The sequence below is a fragment of the Mesorhizobium sp. M7A.F.Ca.US.005.03.1.1 genome (assembly GCF_003997975.1).
GTDB classification, from domain to species: domain Bacteria; phylum Pseudomonadota; class Alphaproteobacteria; order Rhizobiales; family Rhizobiaceae; genus Mesorhizobium; species Mesorhizobium ciceri.
The window spans coordinates 25,760-46,155 of sequence record NZ_RZRO01000053.1 but is presented as its reverse complement, the minus strand read 5'-3'; the positions used below and the strand labels follow the sequence as shown (position 1 = coordinate 46,155).

General features: G+C 63.2%; 18 protein-coding genes. 11 read left to right on the top strand and 7 right to left on the bottom strand.

Annotated features, from left to right (window positions below; translation table 11 throughout):
• Positions 1–56 precede the first annotated feature (56 nt).
• From dnaQ to EN990_RS21310, 5 genes are all read right to left on the bottom strand, one after another.
• The gene (gene dnaQ / locus EN990_RS21330) at positions 57–758 is read right to left on the bottom strand and encodes a DNA polymerase III subunit epsilon (RefSeq protein ID WP_063169604.1); all 702 of its coding nucleotides are present in this window, start codon (positions 756–758) and stop codon (positions 57–59) included.
• A 210-nt stretch (positions 759–968) separates the two neighbouring features.
• On the bottom strand, positions 969–1,568 hold the full coding sequence (coaE, locus tag EN990_RS21325) for a dephospho-CoA kinase (protein ID WP_127370194.1): 600 nt from the start codon (positions 1,566–1,568) through the stop codon (positions 969–971).
• Positions 1,565–2,407 (bottom strand): shikimate dehydrogenase, encoded by an 843-nt coding sequence (locus EN990_RS21320; protein ID WP_013528727.1) that lies wholly within the window; start codon positions 2,405–2,407, stop codon positions 1,565–1,567. The genes coaE and EN990_RS21320 overlap by 4 nt, the downstream gene beginning before the upstream one ends.
• Positions 2,400–2,999: a Maf-like protein gene (locus EN990_RS21315; RefSeq protein ID WP_127385365.1), complete on the bottom strand. Its 600-nt coding sequence runs from the start codon at positions 2,997–2,999 to the stop codon at positions 2,400–2,402. The genes EN990_RS21320 and EN990_RS21315 overlap by 8 nt, the downstream gene beginning before the upstream one ends.
• Positions 3,000–3,237: 238 nt before the next feature.
• Positions 3,238–4,059 carry a pyruvate, water dikinase regulatory protein gene (locus tag EN990_RS21310; protein ID WP_013528729.1) on the bottom strand — a complete coding sequence of 274 codons (822 nt, stop codon included), beginning with the start codon at positions 4,057–4,059 and terminating at the stop codon, positions 3,238–3,240.
• A gap of 405 nt (positions 4,060–4,464) precedes the next feature.
• Here EN990_RS21310 and hemE point away from each other — a divergent pair, with 405 nt between their 5' ends.
• The 3 genes from hemE (at position 4,465) to rho (ending at position 7,527) form a co-directional block, all read left to right on the top strand.
• On the top strand, positions 4,465–5,496 hold the full coding sequence (hemE, locus tag EN990_RS21305; RefSeq protein ID WP_063173418.1) for a uroporphyrinogen decarboxylase: 1,032 nt from the start codon (positions 4,465–4,467) through the stop codon (positions 5,494–5,496).
• Positions 5,496–6,032 carry a protoporphyrinogen oxidase HemJ gene (gene hemJ, locus EN990_RS21300; protein WP_063173417.1) on the top strand — a complete coding sequence of 179 codons (537 nt, stop codon included), beginning with the start codon at positions 5,496–5,498 and terminating at the stop codon, positions 6,030–6,032. Before hemE ends, hemJ begins: the two co-directional genes overlap by 1 nt.
• 229 nt (positions 6,033–6,261) lie before the next feature.
• On the top strand, positions 6,262–7,527 hold the full coding sequence (gene rho / locus EN990_RS21295) for a transcription termination factor Rho (protein ID WP_013528732.1): 1,266 nt from the start codon (positions 6,262–6,264) through the stop codon (positions 7,525–7,527).
• 200 nt (positions 7,528–7,727) lie between these two features.
• Here the strand turns inward: rho and EN990_RS21285 are convergent, their stop codons facing one another.
• Positions 7,728–9,746, bottom strand: coding sequence for a thioredoxin domain-containing protein (locus EN990_RS21285; protein WP_127368867.1), 2,019 nt, complete (start codon positions 9,744–9,746; stop codon positions 7,728–7,730).
• A 64-nt stretch (positions 9,747–9,810) separates the two neighbouring features.
• On the opposite strand from EN990_RS21285, the gene mnmE reads away from it, so the two are divergent.
• The 7 genes from mnmE to EN990_RS21250 all read left to right on the top strand — a co-directional run bounded on the left by mnmE (position 9,811) and on the right by EN990_RS21250 (position 17,721).
• Positions 9,811–11,142, top strand: coding sequence for a tRNA uridine-5-carboxymethylaminomethyl(34) synthesis GTPase MnmE (gene mnmE / locus EN990_RS21280; protein ID WP_127368866.1), 1,332 nt, complete (start codon positions 9,811–9,813; stop codon positions 11,140–11,142).
• 302 nt (positions 11,143–11,444) lie between these two features.
• Positions 11,445–13,325 (top strand): tRNA uridine-5-carboxymethylaminomethyl(34) synthesis enzyme MnmG, encoded by a 1,881-nt coding sequence (gene mnmG / locus EN990_RS21275; protein ID WP_127388380.1) that lies wholly within the window; start codon positions 11,445–11,447, stop codon positions 13,323–13,325.
• Positions 13,322–13,954, top strand: a complete 633-nt coding sequence (rsmG, locus tag EN990_RS21270; protein ID WP_024504087.1) for a 16S rRNA (guanine(527)-N(7))-methyltransferase RsmG — start codon at positions 13,322–13,324, stop codon at positions 13,952–13,954. Before mnmG ends, rsmG begins: the two co-directional genes overlap by 4 nt.
• A 52-nt stretch (positions 13,955–14,006) precedes the next feature.
• Positions 14,007–14,807, top strand: a complete 801-nt coding sequence (locus EN990_RS21265; protein WP_013528736.1) for a ParA family protein — start codon at positions 14,007–14,009, stop codon at positions 14,805–14,807.
• 63 nt (positions 14,808–14,870) lie between these two features.
• Entirely contained in the window at positions 14,871–15,761 is an 891-nt protein-coding gene (locus EN990_RS21260) for a ParB/RepB/Spo0J family partition protein (protein ID WP_013528737.1), read from the top strand.
• A gap of 511 nt (positions 15,762–16,272) precedes the next feature.
• Complete coding sequence (locus tag EN990_RS21255; protein WP_127369069.1) at positions 16,273–16,899, top strand: DUF1326 domain-containing protein; 627 nt, start codon at positions 16,273–16,275, stop codon at positions 16,897–16,899.
• 33 nt (positions 16,900–16,932) lie between these two features.
• Positions 16,933–17,721 (top strand): DUF2182 domain-containing protein, encoded by a 789-nt coding sequence (locus EN990_RS21250; RefSeq protein ID WP_127369068.1) that lies wholly within the window; start codon positions 16,933–16,935, stop codon positions 17,719–17,721.
• Between the two features lie 45 nt (positions 17,722–17,766).
• Here EN990_RS21250 and holA read toward each other — a convergent pair whose 3' ends face one another.
• Positions 17,767–18,810, bottom strand: coding sequence for a DNA polymerase III subunit delta (gene holA, locus EN990_RS21245; protein ID WP_013528740.1), 1,044 nt, complete (start codon positions 18,808–18,810; stop codon positions 17,767–17,769).
• Between the two features lie 351 nt (positions 18,811–19,161).
• Between holA and EN990_RS21240 the strand changes: the two genes are divergently transcribed.
• Positions 19,162–20,394: a 3-methyl-2-oxobutanoate dehydrogenase (2-methylpropanoyl-transferring) subunit alpha gene (locus EN990_RS21240; protein WP_127368960.1), complete on the top strand. Its 1,233-nt coding sequence runs from the start codon at positions 19,162–19,164 to the stop codon at positions 20,392–20,394.
• The last annotated feature ends 2 nt before the right edge of the window (positions 20,395–20,396 follow it).

Genomic DNA, 20,396 nt, shown 5'->3' with positions numbered 1-20,396 from the left:
CGATTGAGGCGCCGGCAGGGCAGAGGGGGGCGCCAAGGATCGCCAACGGGACGATTTTAGTTCCCGTGAACCTTCAGCCACAGCGCCTTTTCACCCAATGTCCCGACCATGCCGGCGTGCGCGGCACGTTCGGCTTCTGTCACGCGCGGCGGCAGTGGCGCCGGGCGCGGGGCGACGACGATTTCGATCTGGCGGACATTCTCGCCCTGGGCCGGCGCGGTGGCGCTGTCGAGGATGAGGGCCGCCTGCTTGCCGCCGATCAGCTCGATATAGACTTCGGCCAGCAATTCGGAATCGAGCAGGGCGCCGTGCTTGGTGCGCTTGGTGTTGTCGATGCCGTAGCGCCGGCAGAGTGCATCGAGCGAATTAGGACCCATCGGGTGCTTGCGGCGCGCCAGCGCCAGCGTGTCGACGACGACGCCGTTGTCGATGACAGGGTGACCCAGCCGGCCGAATTCGACGTTGAGGAAGCCGACATCGAAAGTGGCGTTGTGGGCGACCAGCTTGGCGCCGTCGGTGAAGTCCAGCCACTCCTGTACGATCTCGGCGAAGGTCGGCTTGCCCGCGAGGTCCGCCGCGCTGATGCCGTGCACCGCCTGTGCCTCGACATGGATCGCGCGGCCTTGCGGGTTGATGTAGTGGTGGAAGGTCCTGCCGGTCGGGAAACGGTTGACCAGTTCGACGCCGCCCAGCTCGATCACGCGGTCGTCGCGCGAATCGAGGCCGGTGGTTTCCGTGTCGAAGATGATCTCACGCATCGAATCAGTCGCTCCAAAGGAGCAGAATCATGAGAGCGGAACAAAATGGCAATGAGAAACTATGATGGCCAGGGCAATCGCACAGGTTTGCGCCGCCCCTCATCGCCCTGCACCTTTCCTCTTCCCCGTCGATCGGGGGAGAGGTGTCGAGCGAAGCCGGCAGGCAGATAAGCGGCTCTCACATCGACAGCTGGCGGTCGAGCGGTGGGCTCAACCACCTGGCTTGCCAACCCCTATCAGCTGGCTGATGATTGCAGCGACCTCCGCCCGCGCGGCGTCCATCCCCTGTCCGGTGTCGACGATGAAATCGGCCTGACGGCGCTTTTCCGCGTCCGGCACCTGCTTGGCCAGGATCGACGCCAGCTTCTCTTCCGTCATGCCGGGCCGTGCCAGCACGCGTTCGCGCTGGGTCGCGGCCGGGGCGGTGACGACGACGACCTTGTCGACGCGGTTGCGGCCGCCGGTTTCGAACAGCAGGGGGATGTCGAGGACGGCGATCGGCGCGCCTGATCCGCGATGCCTGGCCAGAAAGGCATCGGCATCGGCGCGCACCAGCGGGTGGATGATGGTCTCCAGCCGCTTCAGCGCCGCGGCATCGCCGAGCACGCGCGCGCCAAGTTTGGCACGATCGACCATGCCGGCGGATGTGGTGCCGGGAAAGGCGGCCTCGACCAGGGGGGCTGCCTTGCCCGCGTAGAGGCGATGCACCGTCTCGTCGGAATCATGGACCGGCACGCCGGCCTCGGCAAACATTTTTGCCGTGGTCGACTTGCCCATGCCGATCGAGCCGGTGAGGCCGAGCACGATCATGGCTTCGGCACCAGATCGGCGACGATCAGGGCCCGGAGTTCGGCCGTCACCCGCGGCCTGATGCCGAACCAGCGCTCGAAGCCAGGCACGGCCTGATGCAGCAGCATGCCAAGACCGTCGACCGTCTTCAGATTTCGCGCGCGGGCGGCCGCGAGCAGCGGCGTCTCCAGCGGCACATAGACGATGTCGGTGACGATGGCATGGTCGGGCAGCCGGGCGGGATCCGCCGACAGGCCTTCATTGCCATGCATGCCGAGCGCGGTGGTGTTGACCAGCAGGCCGGCATCGCCGAGCAGTTCGTTGGTCGCCGCCATGCCATGCGCCGAGACACCGGTGCCGAAACGATCGCGCAATTCCTGCGCTCGGGCCAGAGTGCGGTTGACGATGCGGATGTCGGCAACGCCGCGCTCCTTCAGCGCATGGATGACGGCGCGCGACGCGCCGCCGGCGCCGAGCACCACCGCCGGACCCTTGCTTGCCCAGCCCGGTGCATGATCGTCGAGGTTGGCGGCAAAGCCGTGACCGTCAGTGTTGCCGCCCCACAGGACGCCGTCCTCGAACCACAGCGTGTTGACGGCGCCGATTTCTTGCGCCGCCTGGTCGCGGCGTTCGGCCAATGCGAAGGCCGCTTCCTTGTGCGGGATGGTGATGTTGCCACCGCGGTAATTGTTTGCCTGCAATGTTTCCACGAACACGGCAAAGTCTTGCGGCGCGACATCGATGGCCTGGTAGCTTCCGTCGATGCCATGTTTGGCCAGCCAGTGACCATGGATCTTCGGCGAGCGCGAATGCTTGACCGGATGGCCCGACACGAAGGCTTTTTTCGACGCCTCAGCCATCGATCGCCCCCAGGTCTCGCAGTTCGGCCAGCAGCGGCAACAGCGGCAGGCCGACAATGGTGAAATGATCGCCCTCGATTTTCTCGAACAATTGAATGCCTTCGCCTTCGATCTGATAGGCGCCGACGCTTCCCAGCGCCTTGGCGCCGACGCGGGCGAGGTGGCGGCCGATGAAGGCGGGGTCGAGCTTGCGCATGGTCATCGAAGCGATGCCGACATGGCGCCACAAAACCTTGCCGTCGCGAACCAGCATGGCGGCGCTGTTGAGTTGATGGGTCTTGCCCGACAGCGCCAGCAAATGACGGCGGGCACCCTCCATGTCAGCCGGCTTGTGGAACACCTCGTCGCCGAGCGACAGCGTCTGGTCGCAGCCCAGCACCAGGGCGCCCGGCCTGCGCTCGCTGACTTCGGTCGCCTTAGCCTCGGCCAGCACCAGGGCGACGTCCTCGGGCGAGACGCCGCTATCCTGCAAAGGCGACTCGAGCGCGCGCTCGTCGACATCGGCCGGCACCGCCTCGACATCGATGCCGGCATTGACCAGCATCGCCTTGCGGAACGGACTGCCGGAAGCGAGGATAAGTTTTTCGGTCATGCTGATTCACCCATGTTGGCGCTCCGTCACGCACCCCTCATCCGACCGAGCTTCGCTCGGCCACCTTCTCCCACAAGGGGAGAAGGGAAGTCCCGCGCGTACGCCGCTGCAAATCGCCAACTGGCGGTATCTTGCGGAGACGACGGTGCCACGTTCTTCCTTCTCCCCTTGTGGGAGAAGGTGGCCTCGCGAAGCGAGGTCGGATGAGGGGTGCTGGTGCTCACTTATCTTACCTGCCCTATCTATTCTTCCCCCGCAGGGCAACGATGGCCGCCGCCGTTTCCTCGATCGAGCGGCGGCTGACGTCGATCATCGGCCAGCCATGGCGCGTGCAGATCTTACGGGCGTAGGCGAGCTCTTCGCTGATCGCCGCGCGATCGACATAGTCTGATGCCTCATACGAGCTGCTGTTGCCGAGGATGCGGTTTTGCCGGACGTGCGAGATGCGCTCGGCGGTGGCGATCAGCCCGACGATGAGCGGCTTGCTGGCGGCAACCAGGCTTTCCGGCACCGGCACACCGAGCACGATCGGGATGTTGGCGGTCTTGATGCCGCGGTTGGCGAGGTAGATGCTGGTCGGCGTCTTCGACGTGCGAGAAATGCCGATCAGCACGACATCGGCATCGTCCATGTTGAGCGGCAGCTGGCCGTCATCATGGTCCATGGTGAAATTGAGCGCATCGATGCGGCGGAAATATTCGGCGTCGAGAACATGCTGGGCGCCGACGCGGCGGCCGGCGGGGGTGCCGAGATAGGACTGGAACACGGTCAGCACCGGCTCCAGCACCGACACACAGGGCAGGCCCATGGCCGCGCAGCGCTCGTCGATGCCGCGCGCCAGCTTCTGGTCCACGACCGTATAGAGGATGATGCCCGGCTCTTCCTCTATGTCCTCGAACACCTTCGCCACCTGCTTTTCGGTGCGGATAAGCGGATAGATATGCTCGATGGCGCGCGCATCCTTGTATTGTGCCGAAGCCGCCCGGCCGGCGGCGAGCAGCGTTTCGCCGGTCGCGTCGGAAATCAGGTGCAGGTGGAAGAAGCTCTGGGGTTTGTTCACAGGGGGTCACCTGGGGCTGTGGGCTTCTGTGGATAAAGCGGGATGAAAAGACGGGTCGGTCGGAGGCGACTGTATCAGATGGCAGTTTGTCCACAATTCGATGCGCTGTCAGCTTCGTCGGGCGACTGGGGACAAGTTTGGGGACGGCTTTTTTCGCCTACAGTCCGTCCACAGGACCTGCCTTTCACCGCTCCGCCTAACGCTTTGACTCGATTGATCGATTCCGACCTATCCCCAGAACCCTACATCTGGGAAAAAGAAGCACGCGACAATATGTTGGCTGGTGTTTTCCGGGGCAAAGCGGGACAGGTGGCAATCACCAGAACCAACAGACTCTTAGAATCAGAAGAATCTTAGATATAAGAATCTTTGATTATAGAAGAGGCCGGGAGAAGCGAGCGCTCGATGCCCCAGAACCGGATCATGCTGGATGTCCTGAAGGGCAAGGCTCATTTTCCGCCTCCGCTCTGGATGATGCGTCAGGCAGGGCGTTATCTGCCGGAGTATCGGGAGACACGCAGGCGAGCAGGCTCGTTCCTCGATCTCTGCTATGATCCAGACCTTGCCGTCGAAGTGACCTTGCAACCGATCGAGCGCTTCGGCTTCGATGCTTCGATCCTGTTTTCCGATATCCTTGTCGTTCCGCATGCGCTTGGCCGTGACGTCCGCTTCGAAGAGGGCAGAGGGCCGCTGCTGACGCCGATCACCGCGCCGGAGATTCTGGCTCTGGAGGGCAAGGTGTTTCACGTGAATCTCGAACCGGTCTACGAGACGGTTCGCCGGTTGCGGGCCAAATTGCCCGACGAGACAACCCTGATCGGCTTCTGCGGCGCGCCGTGGACGGTGGCGACCTACATGATTGCCGGCCATGGCACGCCCGACCAGGCGCCGGCGCGGCTTTTTGCCTATCGCGAGCCGGTGGCCTTTCAACGATTGCTGAAGGTGCTTGCCGAACATTCGGCCGCCTATCTCATCCGCCAGATCGAGGCGGGCGCGGATGTGGTGCAGATTTTCGATTCCTGGTCCGGCGTGCTGGACGATGAAACTTTCGATTTGTTCTGCGTTCAGCCGATGGCCGAGATCGTTGGCCGGGTGCGGGCGGTTTATCCCGATGTCCCGATCATCGGTTTTCCCAAGGGCGCCGGTGCGCGCTACCGGACCTATCGACAGAAGACCGGCGTAACGGCGCTGGGCATCGACTGGACGGTGCCCCTGATTGCGGCGAAGGAATTGCAGCGCTCGGGTGCGGTTCAGGGCAATCTCGATCCCTTGCGGCTCGTGGCTGGCGGCAAGGCGCTGTCGGATGGCGTCGAGGCGATCCTGAGAGCGCTGGGAGACGGCCCGCTGATCTTCAACCTCGGTCACGGCATCACGCCGGAGACGCCGATCGCCCATGTCGAGGCGATGGTGAAACAGGTGCGGAGCGCGACACGCTGATGGCTCAGATGAACAACACGAACAGCACCGGCCAGGCGATGATGCGCATGATATCAGGTATCGCCGTGCTGATCGTTTTCACCGCGCTTTTGTATTTCGCGGCACCCGACAGTTTCTACCCCTGGGCCAAGGCGATCCATATCCTCGCCGTCATCTCGTGGATGGCGGGCATGCTCTATCTGCCGCGGCTGCTGGTCTACCACGCCGATGCCGAGAAGGGCTCGGTGCAGTCGGAAACCTTCAAGGTGATGGAGCGGCGCCTGCTGCGCGGCATCATTAATCCGGCGATGATCGTCACCTGGGTGTTCGGCCTGTGGCTTGCCTGGAAAGGCTTTGGTTTCCAGGGCGGCTGGCTTCACGCCAAGATCGGAGCGGTGCTTTTGCTGTCGGCCATGCATGGCTATCTGGCCGGTGCGGTGCGCAAATTCGCCGAGGACCGTAATGAAAAACCGGCCAGGCACTGGCGGATGGTCAACGAGATCCCCACATTGCTGATGATCGCAATCGTCATCCTGGTGGTGGTCAAGCCGTTCTGATGCATGTTACCCAAAAACGGCCAGGAGACTACGACAGGCATTGATGCGTTTAGGCCTTCATAGGCCATGCAAAACGCAGCTTGCTCTTTCACCCGACCGACGATAAAAGACGGGTCTTCCTTCCCGTCATGCGCCGCCCCTCGTTGTTTTCGGCCGCGCCCGGCATTTGTCGCATCCCGCCGATATTTTCCCAAAGCCTACCCAGACTCCATCTATTCAAGGTCCGTCTATGCAAGAAATGAAACTCGCCGAGTTCAAGAACAAGAAACCGCCAGAGCTGATCGCTTATGCCGAATCGCTGGAGGTCGAAAACGCCAGCGTCATGCGCAAGCAGGAGCTGATGTTTGCGATCCTGAAGAAGCTGGCCGCCCAGGAGATCGAGATCATCGGTGATGGCGTGGTCGAGGTGCTGCAGGACGGTTTCGGCTTCCTGCGCTCCGCCAACGCCAATTACCTGCCAGGTCCCGACGATATCTATATTTCACCGTCGCAGATCCGGCGCTTTTCGCTGAAGACCGGCGATACGGTCGAAGGGCCGATCCGCAGCCCGAAAGAGGGCGAGCGCTATTTCGCGCTGCTCAAGGTCAACACCATCAATTTCGACGATCCCGAGAAGATCCGTCACAAGATCCACTTCGACAATCTGACGCCGCTCTATCCGACCAAGCGGCTGAAGATGGAGATCGAGAATGTCACCACCAAGGACATCTCGGCCCGTGTGATCGACCTGGTGGCGCCGATCGGCAAGGGACAGCGCGCCTTGATCAACGCGCAGCCGCGTACCGGCAAGACGGTTCTGATGCAGAACATCGCCCACTCGATCACCGCCAACCACCCGGAATGCTATCTGATCGTGCTGCTGATCGACGAGCGGCCGGAAGAAGTGACCGACATGCAGCGCTCGGTGAAGGGAGAGGTGATCTCCTCGACCTTCGACGAGCCGGCGGTGCGCCACGTGCAGGTCGCCGAAATGGTCATCGAGAAGGCCAAGCGCCTGGTCGAACATGGCCGCGACGTCGTCATCCTGCTCGATTCGATCACCCGTCTCGGCCGCGCCTACAACACCGTCGTGCCGTCATCCGGCAAGGTGCTGACCGGTGGCGTCGACGCCAACGCGCTGCAGCGGCCGAAGCGCTTCTTCGGCGCCGCCCGCAACATCGAGGAAGGCGGTTCGCTGACCATTATCGCCACCGCGCTGATCGATACCGGCAGCCGCATGGACGAAGTCATCTTCGAAGAGTTCAAGGGCACCGGCAACTGCGAAATCCAGCTCGACCGCAAGGTGGCCGACAAGCGCATCTATCCGGCCATGGACATCCTGAAGTCCGGCACCCGCAAGGAAGACCTGCTGGTTTCCAAGCAGGACCTGCAGAAGATCTTCGTGCTGCGCCGCATCCTGGCGCCGATGGGAACCACCGACGCGATCGAGTTCCTGATCGACAAGCTGAAGCAGACCAAGACCAATGCGGATTTCTTCGATTCGATGAACACGTAAGGGGATGGGGTAGCGATCCTTCGCGCCCCCCTCTGCCCTGCCGGGCATCTCCCCCTCTAGGGGGAGATTATGCCCTTGGTCGCTTTCGGCAATTATCAACGCCGTAAGGTGAGCGGAACAGCGAAGCTGCCGATCTCCCCACTTGAGGGGGAGATGGCCGGTAGGCCAGAGGGGGCGTCTCTCGCCGGCGGTTAGCAAAACTATCGCCGTCGCAACAATCGCTCGAGCTCTTCAGCATCCGTCACCGCCGGCAAACAAACCTGCCCTGTACACAACCATGCACCTGCCTTGTCGGTCGGCGGCAGGATTCCACCGGGTAGCAAGGGTCGATTCGCTGCCGTACCGATCGGCACGACGATGTCGATGCGGCGCGGGTCCGGGGTTCGATTCGCAACCGGAACGAGCTTTGGATCTGTGAACTCATCCACCAACACCAGCTTGAGCGGCTCGATTGCCAGCGCGCAGGCATTGACGATGCCGGCCTGGCCATAGGCCTGCTGCGTCGCGCGGCCGGCGGCATGCTCGGCGACGTGCCAGGCTCTCTCCTGCAGCTCGAGATTGCCGGTGACGGAGGCGAGCCTGACCAGCGCCTCGATGATCTGGCCGGTAGCGGAGGGAATGGCTTCGTCGACATCGCCGCGGATGCGGATCGGCACGTCGGTGCTGTCGGAAGCAGTCAGGTAGTAACCTGTCTTCTCGGCGTCGGCGTGCCAATGCTCGAGCTGCCCGACAAACTGGCCGGCCTGGTCGACATAGCTCCAATCCCCGGTGGCCTCGAACAGCGAGATCGCGGCGTTGGTCATAGCGGCATAGTCGCTGGACAAAGCCGGGAACAGTTTTCTGGCGCCGAGCATCGAATGCGGCAGACGGCCGTCGCGGCTGCCAGAGCTGATATAGGCAAAGGCCTTTGCCGCCACATCGATCCAGTCAGGCCGCGCCAGCGCCCGGCCGGCCTCGGCAAGCGCTGCGATCATCTGGCCGTTCCAGTCGATGAGGGTCTTTGCGTCAAGGCCGGGCCTGACCCGCTCTTCCCGGACAGCAAGGAGTTTCGCCTTGCGCGCGCTGATCTCTTCGCGGTGGATCACATATTGCGATTGCTGAGACAGCGTTTGGTGGACGACCGGCTTGCCTTCCCAGCCATGCGGGCTGGAGAGCGTGAAGTGCTTGAAAAACAATGCGGAATCGTCGCCAAGGGCGGCTTCGATCTCGTGGCGGTTCCAGGTGTAGAACAGACCTTCCTCGCCGTCGCTGTCGGCATCGAGACTGGCGGCAAAGGCACCGCCGTCGACGCGCATTTCGCGCAGCAGCCAGCCGATCGTCTCTTCGATTCGCACCCGGAACAATTCATTGCCGCTTGCGGCATAGGCCCAGTTGCAGAAGCGGAGGAGCTGGGCATTGTCGTAGAGCATCTTTTCGAAATGCGGCACCAGCCATTCGGCGTCGGTCGAGTAACGGCTGAGCCCGCCGCCGATGTGGTCGTAGATGCCGCCGCTCAGCATCTGCTCGAGGCTGTTGAGGACGTCGTCGCGATGGGCGGCATTGCCGTCGCGAAGCCAGGACAGCCACAGCGTTTGCATGAACGGTGCGTTGGGAAATTTAGGCGCGCCGCGCAATCCGCCGAGATCACGGTCGATCATGCCGTCGATACCCTTGGCCAATTCCGCCAGCGTGGCGCGGTCGAGCACGGTTCTGGCATGCGAACCGGCGAGCCGCGTCTCGACATGCGTCGTCAGCCCGTCGGCGCTCTGGTTGAGGCTCGCCCGCTTCTCCCGCCACGCCTTGTCGACTGCCTCCATCACCTGGATGAAGCCGGGGCGGCCGTAGCGCGGCTCGCGCGGGAAATAGGTGCCGCCCCAGAACGGCTTGCCGTCCGGGGTCAGGAACATGGTCAGCGGCCAGCCGCCCTGCTCGCCCATCGAGGACAGCGCCGCCATATAGATCTGGTCGATGTCCGGGCGCTCCTCGCGGTCGACCTTGATATTGACGAACAGACGGTTCATGACGGCGGCGACGCCATCGTTTTCGAAGCTTTCATGCGCCATGACATGGCACCAATGGCAGGCGGCATAGCCGACCGAGAGCAGGATCGGCCTATCCAGCGCTTTCGCCTCTTCGAGCGAAGCCGGCGACCAAGCCCGCCAGTGGACGGGATTGCCGCTGTGCTGCTGCAGATAGGGGCTGGCTTCTTCGGCAAGCAGGTTTTGCGCGGGCAGCGTCACTGGGCAAACTCGTATGCGATTGGCTGATAGGCGTGAAGCTAGGGCGGTTCAGTAGAGCGGGCAAATGATTTCAGGCGATTCCATCGTAGCGCTGTCGAGCGGCCGGCTGCCTGCCGGCGTCGCCGTCATCCGAATTTCCGGCCCGCAGACTCGATTCGTGGTCGAAACGATTGCTGGGACTATGGTTAAGGACCGCGCGGCGGTTCTGCGCCGATTCAGGGCGTCTGACGGGACATTGCTCGATACCGGCCTGGTTGTGTTCTTTCCCGGCCCGGCCAGTTTCACCGGCGAGGACGTCGCGGAATTCCACGTTCATGGCGGCCGTGCCGTTGTGGCAAAAATGCTGGAGACGATGACCGGTTTTGGCGGCGTCAGGCACGCGGAACCGGGCGAATTCACGCGTCGCGCCTTTCTGAACGGCAAGGTAGACCTGGTCGAGACCGAGGCGCTGGCGGATCTCGTCAATGCCGAGACGGAGGCGCAGCGGCGCTTCGCGGTCCAAAATGCCGGAGGCGCCCAAAGCGAACTCTATCTCGGCTGGCGCCGCAGGCTGATCCATGCCCGCGCGATGATCGAGGCCGAGATCGATTTCGCCGACGAGGAAGACGTCCCCGGTTCCGTTTCGGATACGGTCTGGTCCGATGTCAGAACGATGATCGACGAGATCGACCGGCACATCGCCGGATTTCGCGCCGCCGAGATCATTCGCGATGGATTCGAGGTCGTCATCCTCGGTGCCCCCAACGCCGGTAAGTCGAGTCTGTTCAACGCTCTGGCGCGGCGCGATGCCGCTATAGTAACGGATGAACCAGGCACGACCCGCGACCTGCTTGAAGTGACACTTGATCTTCAGGGGCTGCGTGTTCGGCTCACGGATACGGCCGGGTTGCGCGATGCGCCGGGGAAGGTCGAAGCGATCGGCATCGACAAGGCGAGGGCCAAGGCGCATGGCGCCGATCTCTTGCTCTTGCTTAGGGATGTCGCCGATCCCAGGGAGATTGGACTGCTGCCGACCGAAGCGCCGATCTTACGTGTCGGCACCAAGCTCGATCTGCTGGAAAGCCGCGCGGCGAGCGACGCGACGGAGGATTACGACCTTGTCATTTCAGTGAAGAACGGGACGGGCGTGGAGGAACTGCTGGCGGAGATCGGTCAGCGGGCGGCGGAGGCAGCCGGCAGCGTCGGCGATGTCCTGCCGTCGCGCCTTCGCCACGTCGAATTGCTTGGCGAGACCAACCGCCATCTGCATCGCGCCACTGACGGCCGGATGAACGAGCAGGAGTTGCGCGCCGAGGAGTTGCGGCTCGCCGCCGATCGCCTCGGCCGAATCGTCGGTGCCATCGACGTCGAGGACATGCTGGACGTGATCTTCTCGCAGTTCTGCATCGGGAAATGACTCACGTGAAACATTGGGTCGCTGCGGCGTGAGCTGCCTTTAGATCGTATGTTGCTTTGCCGCATGCCTTCGTGATTTTCGACGAACCCCGAAGGCGGGGAGGCTTCATCTGGGCCACCACCGCGCTGCGCCGCCTGCATGACTCACGCGAAACGTGTCAGGCGGCCCCGATGACTCACGTGAAACACTGAGCTAACTGGCGGCGCGGCTGTTTCACGTGAAACTTGTCGCGGAGTTTTCTTGACAGCGTCGCTCCGCAGGGACATGTGTCCCTCATTCTTCTGAGTCCAGGACGTTTGGAAATGACCAATCGCTATGATGTGGTTGTGGTGGGCGGCGGCCACGCGGGTTGCGAGGCGGCCAGCGCTGCCGCGCGCGCCGGTGCCAGGACCGCCTTGGTGACGCTGCGTTTCGACACGATCGGCGTGATGTCGTGCAACCCGGCGATCGGCGGGCTCGGCAAGGGCCACCTGGGGCGCGAGATCGATGCCATGGACGGCCTCATGGGCCGCGTGGCGGATGCGGCCGGCATACAGTTCCGCCTGCTCAACCGCCGCAAAGGCCCTGCGGTGCGCGGCCCGCGTACGCAGGCCGACAGAAAGCTCTATCGCCTTGCCATGCAGGAAGCGATTCGGCAGCAGAACGATCTCGACGTGGTCGAAGGCGAGGTTCTGGACTTCGAGATCGCCGACGGGCAGATCACGGCGGTTCTCCTAGCCGACGGCCGGCGCCTGGTCTGTGGCGCGGTCGTCCTGACGACCGGAACTTTTCTGCGCGGGCTTATCCATATCGGCGAGAAGAAGATCGTCGCCGGCCGCATGAACGAGCAGGCGAGCCTCGGCCTGTCGGCAACGATGGACCGCGCCGGCTTCAAGCTTGGACGGCTGAAGACCGGGACGCCGCCGCGGCTCGATGGCCGGACCATCGACTGGGCGTCGCTGGAAAGCCAGGCGGCGGATGCGGATCCGGTGCCGTTCTCGCTGATGACCGACCGTATCACCACGCCGCAGATCGATTGCGGCATTACGCGGACGACGACCGCGACGCATGAGTTGATACGCGCCAATCTCGGTCGCTCGGCCATGTATTCCGGATCGATCGAAGGCGTTGGGCCGCGCTATTGCCCGTCGATCGAGGACAAGATCGTCAAGTTCGGGGACAGGGACGGGCACCAGATTTTTCTGGAGCCGGAAGGCCTGGACGACGACACCGTCTACCCCAATGGCATTTCGACCTCACTGCCCGAGGATGTGCAGCTCGACATCTTGAAAACCATTCCGGGGCTGGAGCGGGCCGTCATGCTGCAGCCCGGCTATGCCATTGAATATGATCATGTCGATCCGCGCGAACTGCATCAGACGCTGGAGACGAAGCGCGTTAGTGGCCTGTTCCTCGCCGGGCAAATCAACGGCACGACCGGCTATGAAGAAGCGGCCGGGCAAGGCTTGCTTGCCGGCCTCAATGCGGCGCGGCGGGCGGCGGGCAGCGAGCAGATCGTGCTCAGCCGCACCGAGGCCTATATCGGCGTCATGGTCGATGATTTGACCAGCCGGGGCATTGCGGAGCCCTACCGGATGTTCACCTCGCGGGCCGAATTCAGGCTGTCGTTGCGTGCCGACAATGCCGATGAGCGGTTGACGCCGCTGGCGGCCAGGCTGGGCATCGCCTCGGCGCAGCGGATGCAGCGCTACGGGGATGTCATGCAAAGTCTGGATGAGGCTCGGGAGCTGGCGAAGTTGCTCACAATGACGCCCAACGAGGCGGCGCGTCATGGGCTGGAAATCAACCGGGACGGCGTGCGCCGGTCCGGTTATGAATTGCTGTCCTATCCCGACGTCGACTTGGCCCGGTTGGGACGTATCGATTCGCGATTCGCGGCAATCGACGGCAAAACGGCGGAGCGCCTCGAAACAGAGGCGAAATATTCGGTCTATCTCGATCGCCAGAAGACGGATGTCGCGCAGATCCGGCATGAAGAGAGCCGGCTGATCCCCGAGACGGTCGATTTCGCCGGAGTGCCGGGTCTGTCGAACGAGTTGAAGCAGAAGATGCAGGCGCGGCGGCCGCGCTCCATCGCCGATGCCCAGCGCATGGAAGGCATGACGCCGGCGGCGCTGGCGATCATTGTCGCGCATGTCCGTCACGCGGAGAGCGCCCAGCGCCTGCAAAAGGATGTTGCGTGAGTTCTATGACCCTAGCGAGCCTGCAGGACACGGCAGGCCCGGTTTCACGTGAAACATTCGATCGGCTGGTGGCGTTCGAGCAGATGTTCCAGAAGTGGAATCGCAGCATCAATCTGGTGGCGCAATCGACCTCGGGCGACGTCTGGCAGCGTCATATATTGGACAGCGCCCAGCTCGCGCGCATAGAGCCTGCCGCCACACGCTGGGTGGATATCGGCTCGGGCGGCGGATTTCCGGGCCTTGTCATGGCTTTCCTGCTGGCCGAGCGCGACGGCGCCAGCATCGATCTGATTGAAAGCAATCGCAAAAAAGCATCCTTCCTGCAGACCGTCGTCGGGCAGTTCAGCCTGCCGGCGCGGGTGGTGGCGCGCCGCATCGACGACAGTCATGCGCTTGTTTCGACGCCGCAGATCGTCACGGCGCGGGCGCTGGCTCCGCTTTCGACGTTGCTGGACCTGTCGGCGCCCTGGCTGATTTCAGGCGCGCGCGGCCTGTTCCACAAAGGCCGGGATTACCGCACCGAAGTGCAAGAAAGCGTTCACCGATGGTCCTTCGATCTGGTAGAACATCCCAGTGTGACCGACGCTGGCGGCGTCATCCTGGAATTGTCCAACCTGCGACCTGTCTGATCCGTCACTGACAGGCGATTTGGCGCCCAAAATGAATTTCTGGCATAAACCCATGATGAAGAATGGCCCCCGAATCATCACCGTAGCCAACCAGAAAGGCGGCGTCGGCAAGACAACCACCGCCATCAATCTGGCGACCGCGCTGGCCGCGATCGGCGAAAAGGTGCTGATCGTCGATCTCGATCCGCAGGGAAATGCCAGCACCGGTCTCGGCATCGACCGCAAGGATCGGACGGTGTCCTCCTATGACGTGCTGACCGGCGAGCTGGAGCTGGAGGCCGCGGCCATCCCGACGGCGGTGCCCGGCCTGTCGATCGTGCCGTCGACGCTCGACCTGCTCGGCATTGAAATGGAGATCGCCTCCGCGCCCGACCGGGTGCTCAAGTTGCGTAATGCGCTGCGCGCCGCGACCGAGCGCGGCGCACCTTTCGGCTATGTGCTGATCGACTGCCCGCCCTCGCTCAACCTTTTGACTTTGAATTCAATGGCTGCGGCCGATTCTGTTCTTGTGCCGCTGCAATGCGAGTTCTTCGCGCTCGAAGGTCTCAGCCAGTTGCTGGAGACGGTCGAGCAGGTGCGCCGCTCGATCAATCCGGATCTCACCATCCAGGGCATCGTGCTGACCATGTATGACGGCCGCAACAATCTCGCCAACCAGGTGGTGCAGGATGTGCGGGCGCATATGGGCGACAAGGTCTACGAGACCGTCATCCCGCGCAATGTGCGGGTGTCCGAGGCGCCGTCCTACGGCAAGCCGGCGATCCTTTACGATCTGAAATGCTCGGGCAGTCAGGCCTATCTGCAACTGGCGTCGGAAGTGATCCGCCGCGAGCGCAAGTTACGCGCCGCTTGATTAGACTCCCTGCAATTTAAAGAGCCGATTCGATACCGAAACGATCTGCAACCTGGAATAAAGATGAGCGAAGACCTTTCGAGAAAGAGACTGGGGCGTGGGCTGGCGGCGCTGATCGGCGAGATCGATCGCCCAGCTGCGCCTGAAAAACCAGGCATGAGCGCCGACGGCAAGGTGCCGATCGAGTTCCTGACCCCCAATCCGAAGAATCCGCGGCGGCATTTCGGCGACGCCGAGCTGACCGACCTTGCCCAGTCGATCCGCGAACACGGCGTCGTCCAGCCGGTGGTGGCGCGTCCTTCGCCGGCACAGGCCGGCCGTTACGAGATCATCGCCGGCGAGCGGCGCTGGCGGGCGGCGCAGCGCGCCGGGCTTTCCGAGATCCCGGTCATCATCCGCGAGGTCAACGACCGCACCGCGCTCGAGCTGGCGATCATCGAAAACGTCCAGCGCACCGACCTCAATGCGGTCGAGGAAGCACTTGGCTACCAGCAGCTGATCGATGAGCACGGCTACACCCAGGCCGATCTCGGCCAGGTGATCGGCAAAAGCCGCAGCCATGTCGCCAACACGCTCAGGCTCCTGAAGCTGCCGGACGTGATCCGCGACATGCTGGTCGACGGCGCGCTGTCGGCGGGCCATGCCCGTACGCTGGTGACGGCGGAAGATCCGGCCGGCCTTGCCAAGCGTATCGTCGAAGAGGGCCTTTCGGTACGCCAGGCCGAAGCGCTGGCCCAGATACCGGCCGGCACCAGCAGCACCAAGGAAGCCAAGCCGGCGCCAAGTCCGGAGCAAAAGGACGCCGATACGCTGGCGCTGGAAAAGCTGTTGACCGATACGATCGGCATGATTGTGTCAGTGGATCACAAGGGCAAGGGCGGCACTTTGCGGGTTTCATACCGGTCGCTGGAGCAGCTTGATGAGCTGTGCAGAAGGCTGAAGCAGGAGCGTTAGTTAGCCGGCGAAGTATATTGAGACCGGAGATTGCGCATGTGGAAAGGGGCTGGCCGTTTGGCCGGCCTTTTCCTTTTGGGGCGCTGGTGATTGGCGAAATCGGTGACGCCGCGAATCTCCCTCCTTGAGGGGAAATGGCCGGCAGGCCAGAGGGGTCGCCCCACATCAAGCGCCGGGCCCCTGCGGGAACGAAGAAGAGGTCAGCGCCCCACGCGCGGCGGCCCCCTCTGTCGCCTTCGGCGACATCTCCCCCTCGAGGGGGAGATCAGGCTCGCTCCCCAGCCTCGCGCTCTCAACCGCGATCCCAAGCAGCGCCTGCCGCCAGCCCTGCCGCTCGCGGCTTGACAGTGCCAGGCAACGGCGTAACCTATATTAGATATGGCTTAAATTATGGGCCCTAGCGTGCCGGTCAGTCGAGGCGGGGGCTATTTGCCGTTCCTACACAGTCGTGAAATGGCACCGCCCCGCCAATGCGATATGCCGACGCGCCTGACGCAAGTGGGAGGTGCAAATGGCAGTCCGTTGGCAATTGTCCGGAAGTTACTTCGAAAATTGTAGCTGCGATGTCGTATGTCCTTGTCTGCTGTCCACCAACGCGCAGCTGACATCGAAGCCGACGAAAGGTGTTTGCGACGTCGGTTTGGTCTTTCATATCAATACGGGCAACTACGGCGACGTTCGATTGGATGGGCTCAGTGTCGCGATGGTCGCTCACACGCCGGGTCCTATGGCAAACGGCAATTGGACGGCCGCCGCCTATATCGACGAACGGGCCGATGACAGGCAAACAGAGGCGCTAGGTGCCATCTTCACCGGCGCTGCGGGCGGCCCTATGGCGGTGCTGGCACCCATGATTGGCACGAATCTTGGCGCCAAGAAGGTGCCGATAAGCTACCGGATAGACGGCAAGAAGCGGTCGGCGGAGATTGTGGGCGTCATGCAGATGGCGGTCGAGCCGCTGCCGACAATGCGCGAGGACGGGCAGATGTGGGCGGCCACCGGCCATCCTGTCAATCCCGATTGGCTCGCCCTGGCGATGGGGGCGGAAGGCAGTACATTCAGCGATCATGGCATGAGCTGGGACAATTCCCGCCGAAACGGACATTACGCCCCGATCAATTGGTCTGGGCAGCAGTAGCCGTTGGCAGCGTAGCACGGAACGACCTCGTCCATGGCCCCGACGTTGCAGCGATACATCATTCTCGCGCTGCTGATCGCTATCGCTGCGGCGGCGTGGACCCTGCTTGTCTGGCAGCAGATGGCCATGGACGCGGACATGCGCATGGAAATGTACGCACTCACCATGGGTATGAAGGCGCCGCTGTTTCTTGCCATCTGGATGATCATGATGATTGCCATGATGTTTCCGACGGCCGCGCCCATGATCCTGACGTTTCACCAGGTCCAGGCCGGCAAACAGAGCCGGGGCGAGACCTTTGTCTCGAGCTGGGTGTTCGTGGCCGGGTATATGCTGGTTTGGGGCGTGATGGGCTTTATCGCCTTTGCCGGTGCGGCGGGTGCGGAGATGCTTGCCGGGCATGTGGGATTGTCCGCTGCGACGGCCGCGCGTATCGGCGGCGCGCTGCTGATGATTGGGGGCGCCTATCAACTCTCCCTACTGAAAGATCTGTGTCTGGCCAAATGCCGCACGCCGATTGGCTTCATCCTGACCTCATGGCGCGATGGTTATTGGGGTGCGGTTCGCATGGGCCTGGAGCATGGACTTTTTTGCCTGGGCTGCTGCTGGCTTTTGTTTCTCGCCCTCTTTCCTCTCGGGATCATGAACGTCGCCGCAATGGCCGTGGTCACCTTGCTGATCTTTGCGGAAAAGACCCTCCCGTCCGGAGGTGGGATCGCAAAGGTGTCGGGTATCGCTCTGCTTCTTTACGGCGCGGCGGTGCTGGTCTTTCCACAGGCGCTGCCAACCTTCCAGCAGGTGGGCGCCATGACAATGAATTGACCGATGGAGGCAGCGCTCGGCGCCGAGAAGAGGAGGATCGCTCTCCTACCGCTGCGCCAACCTGCTGCTCTCCACCGCAATGCCAAGCAGCGCCTGTCTTGCCAGCGCGACGGAAAGATCCGGCCGCCGCCTGGTCTGCAGCACCGCCGTCTGCAGCCGGGTCAGTGCGCGGCCGAGCGCTTCGGTGCTCCAGCGTTCCAGCGCTTTCTCCACCAGCTTGCGCCTGGAGAAAAACACCGGCGGGCGGGCGGCGGCAACGACCGAGGCGGCGTTGCGGTTGCCGGACTCCATCTGGCCGCGCATGATTTGGATCTGCTGCAACTGCCGCATTGCCGAGGACAGCACCAGGAAAGGCTGGCCGCCGGACTGGCAATGGCGGGTGAAGGCGGTGTCGAAGTCGCCGATCTTGCCTTCGAGAAGCGCGTCGACCGCGTCGTCGAAAGACGCGCCGGAGACATCACCTGACATCGCTTTGACCTCCTCCAGGCCGATCTCGGTCTGGCCATGGGCGTAGAGCACAAGCTTCTCGATCTCACCGCGCGAGGCCAGCCGGTCGCCGCCGAGATTGCGGCGCAGCGCCTGTCTCGCCTCCATGGTCATCGACATGCCGGCCCTGCCCAGTTCGCCGTCGATGACGGTGTCGATGTCGCGGGCTTCATCGGCATAGCAAGGCAGGGCCATGGCATTGTCGGCCGCCTCGACGATGGCGCGCAGGCCGACACCCTTCTTGAGGTCGCCGGCCTCGATGAGAATGATCGCATCGCGCGCGGGTTCGGCCGTCAGCGCCTTGACGTCGTCGGCCAATGCCTTCTGGCCGCTGGCATTGCGCACCCACAGCAGGCGCCGGTCGGAAAACATCGGCACGGTGCGGGCCTCGTCGAGCAGCCGGCCCTCGTCGCGGTCGACCTCCGACCCCTCCAGCCTGACCACCGAGAAGGGATCGTCGAGCGGCAGGCCGGTCTTGCCGGCAAAGGCCTTTGCTCGCTCGGAGACAAGGCCGCGATCGGGGCCGTAAAGCAGGACAATGGAGATCCGCTGGTCCGGCTTCGCGAGCCAGCCATCGACCTCATATGCTTTCTTCTGTGCCATGGCGGGCTGGTTAGCATGATGTGGGGGCGGCATCCAGCTTGGGCGAACCGTCGACCCCCACTCCCTCGAGCTTCGCTCGACACCTCTCCCCCGATCGACGGGGGAGAGGAAGGGCGCGAGTTCGTCGACCAATCACCTTATCTGCCGGCAAACCTCGCCCAACCTTCTCTCTAATTGCGCGCCACCGCCCAACATCGACAAGAAATTTCGCGGACATATCTTCATCTTGGGTGCGGGAGGCTGGATCGGCCGGCGCGGCCGGGACCGACGTCCGCAGGCTACCCGACAAATTCGCACTGGCGGCGCAGATATGCAAATATCTGTTCCAGGCAACATTGGAGGACAAAGGTCATGGCCGATGCTGGGATGTTGCGGTTTCATGTTCCGGAACCGGAAGTGCGGCCGGGCGGAACGCCTGACTTTTCCAACGTGCCGATCCCCAAGGCCGGCTCGGTGCCGCGCCCGGAGATCGATGTCGATCCGCGCACCATCCGCGATCATGCCTTCTCGATCATCCGCGTGCTGAACCGCACGGGCGAGGCCGTCGGCCCGTGGGCCGGCCTGCTGTCCAGCGACGAGCTTCTCACCGGCCTGCGCCACATGATGACGCTGCGGACCTTCGATGCGCGCATGCAGATGGCGCAGCGGCAGGGCAAGACCTCGTTCTACATGCAGCATCTGGGCGAAGAGGCTGTGGCTTGCGCCTTCCGCAAGGCACTGGCGCCGGGCGACATGAACTTTCCGACCTATCGCCAGGCCGGGCTGCTGATTGCCGATGGCTACCCGATGGTCACGATGATGAACCAGATCTATTCCAACGAAGCCGACCCGCTGAAGGGCCGGCAATTGCCGGTCATGTATTCGTCGAAGGAGCACGGCTTCTTCTCGATCTCCGGCAATCTGGCGACGCAGTACATCCAGGCGGTCGGCTGGGCGATGGCCTCGGCGATATCGAACGATTCGCGCGTCGCAGCCGCGTGGATCGGCGACGGCTCGACGGCCGAGTCCGATTTCCACTCGGCGCTGGTGTTCGCCTCCACCTACAAGGCGCCGGTCGTGCTCAATGTCGTCAACAACCAGTGGGCGATCTCGACCTTTCAAGGCATCGCGCGCGGCGGTTCGGGCACGTTCGCGGCGAGGGGCCTCGGCTTCGGCATCCCGTCGCTGCGCGTCGACGGCAACGACTACCTCGCCGTCCACGCCGTGGCCAAATGGGCGGCGGAGCGGGCGCGCAGCAATCTCGGGCCGACGCTGGTCGAATATGTCACCTACCGTGCCGGCGCACATTCGAGCTCGGACGACCCGTCCGCCTACCGGCCGAAGACTGAATCCGACGCTTGGCCGCTCGGCGACCCGATCGTGCGGCTGAAGAACCATCTCATCGCGCTCGGTGTCTGGTCGGACGAGCGTCACGCGCAGGCCGAGGCGGAAATCCTCGACACGGTTATCGCGGCGCAGAAGGAAGCCGAAGGCCACGGCACGCTGCATGCCGGCGGCAAGCCGTCGACGCGCGACATGTTCGAAGGGCTCTACGCCGAAATGCCGCCGCATCTCAGACGCCAGCGCCAACAGGCGGGAGTCTGAGC

What these genes read in the sequence shown, in the direction of transcription:
- EN990_RS21250 (WP_127369068.1), top strand. Translation starts at nt 16,933, where the DNA reads ATGGCCCCGACGTTGCAGCGATACATCATTCTCGCGCTGCTGATCGCT.
- mnmE (WP_127368866.1), top strand. Translation starts at nt 9,811, where the DNA reads ATGATTTCAGGCGATTCCATCGTAGCGCTGTCGAGCGGCCGGCTGCCT.
- EN990_RS21260 (WP_013528737.1), top strand. Translation starts at nt 14,871, where the DNA reads ATGAGCGAAGACCTTTCGAGAAAGAGACTGGGGCGTGGGCTGGCGGCG.
- EN990_RS21240 (WP_127368960.1), top strand. Translation starts at nt 19,162, where the DNA reads ATGGCCGATGCTGGGATGTTGCGGTTTCATGTTCCGGAACCGGAAGTG.
- hemJ (WP_063173417.1), top strand. Translation starts at nt 5,496, where the DNA reads ATGGCTCAGATGAACAACACGAACAGCACCGGCCAGGCGATGATGCGC.
- coaE (WP_127370194.1), bottom strand. Translation starts at nt 1,568, where the DNA reads ATGATCGTGCTCGGCCTCACCGGCTCGATCGGCATGGGCAAGTCGACC.
- rho (WP_013528732.1), top strand. Translation starts at nt 6,262, where the DNA reads ATGCAAGAAATGAAACTCGCCGAGTTCAAGAACAAGAAACCGCCAGAG.
- mnmG (WP_127388380.1), top strand. Translation starts at nt 11,445, where the DNA reads ATGACCAATCGCTATGATGTGGTTGTGGTGGGCGGCGGCCACGCGGGT.
- EN990_RS21315 (WP_127385365.1), bottom strand. Translation starts at nt 2,999, where the DNA reads ATGACCGAAAAACTTATCCTCGCTTCCGGCAGTCCGTTCCGCAAGGCG.
- hemE (WP_063173418.1), top strand. Translation starts at nt 4,465, where the DNA reads ATGCCCCAGAACCGGATCATGCTGGATGTCCTGAAGGGCAAGGCTCAT.
- dnaQ (WP_063169604.1), bottom strand. Translation starts at nt 758, where the DNA reads ATGCGTGAGATCATCTTCGACACGGAAACCACCGGCCTCGATTCGCGC.
- holA (WP_013528740.1), bottom strand. Translation starts at nt 18,810, where the DNA reads ATGGCACAGAAGAAAGCATATGAGGTCGATGGCTGGCTCGCGAAGCCG.
- EN990_RS21320 (WP_013528727.1), bottom strand. Translation starts at nt 2,407, where the DNA reads ATGGCTGAGGCGTCGAAAAAAGCCTTCGTGTCGGGCCATCCGGTCAAG.
- EN990_RS21265 (WP_013528736.1), top strand. Translation starts at nt 14,007, where the DNA reads ATGATGAAGAATGGCCCCCGAATCATCACCGTAGCCAACCAGAAAGGC.
- EN990_RS21255 (WP_127369069.1), top strand. Translation starts at nt 16,273, where the DNA reads ATGGCAGTCCGTTGGCAATTGTCCGGAAGTTACTTCGAAAATTGTAGC.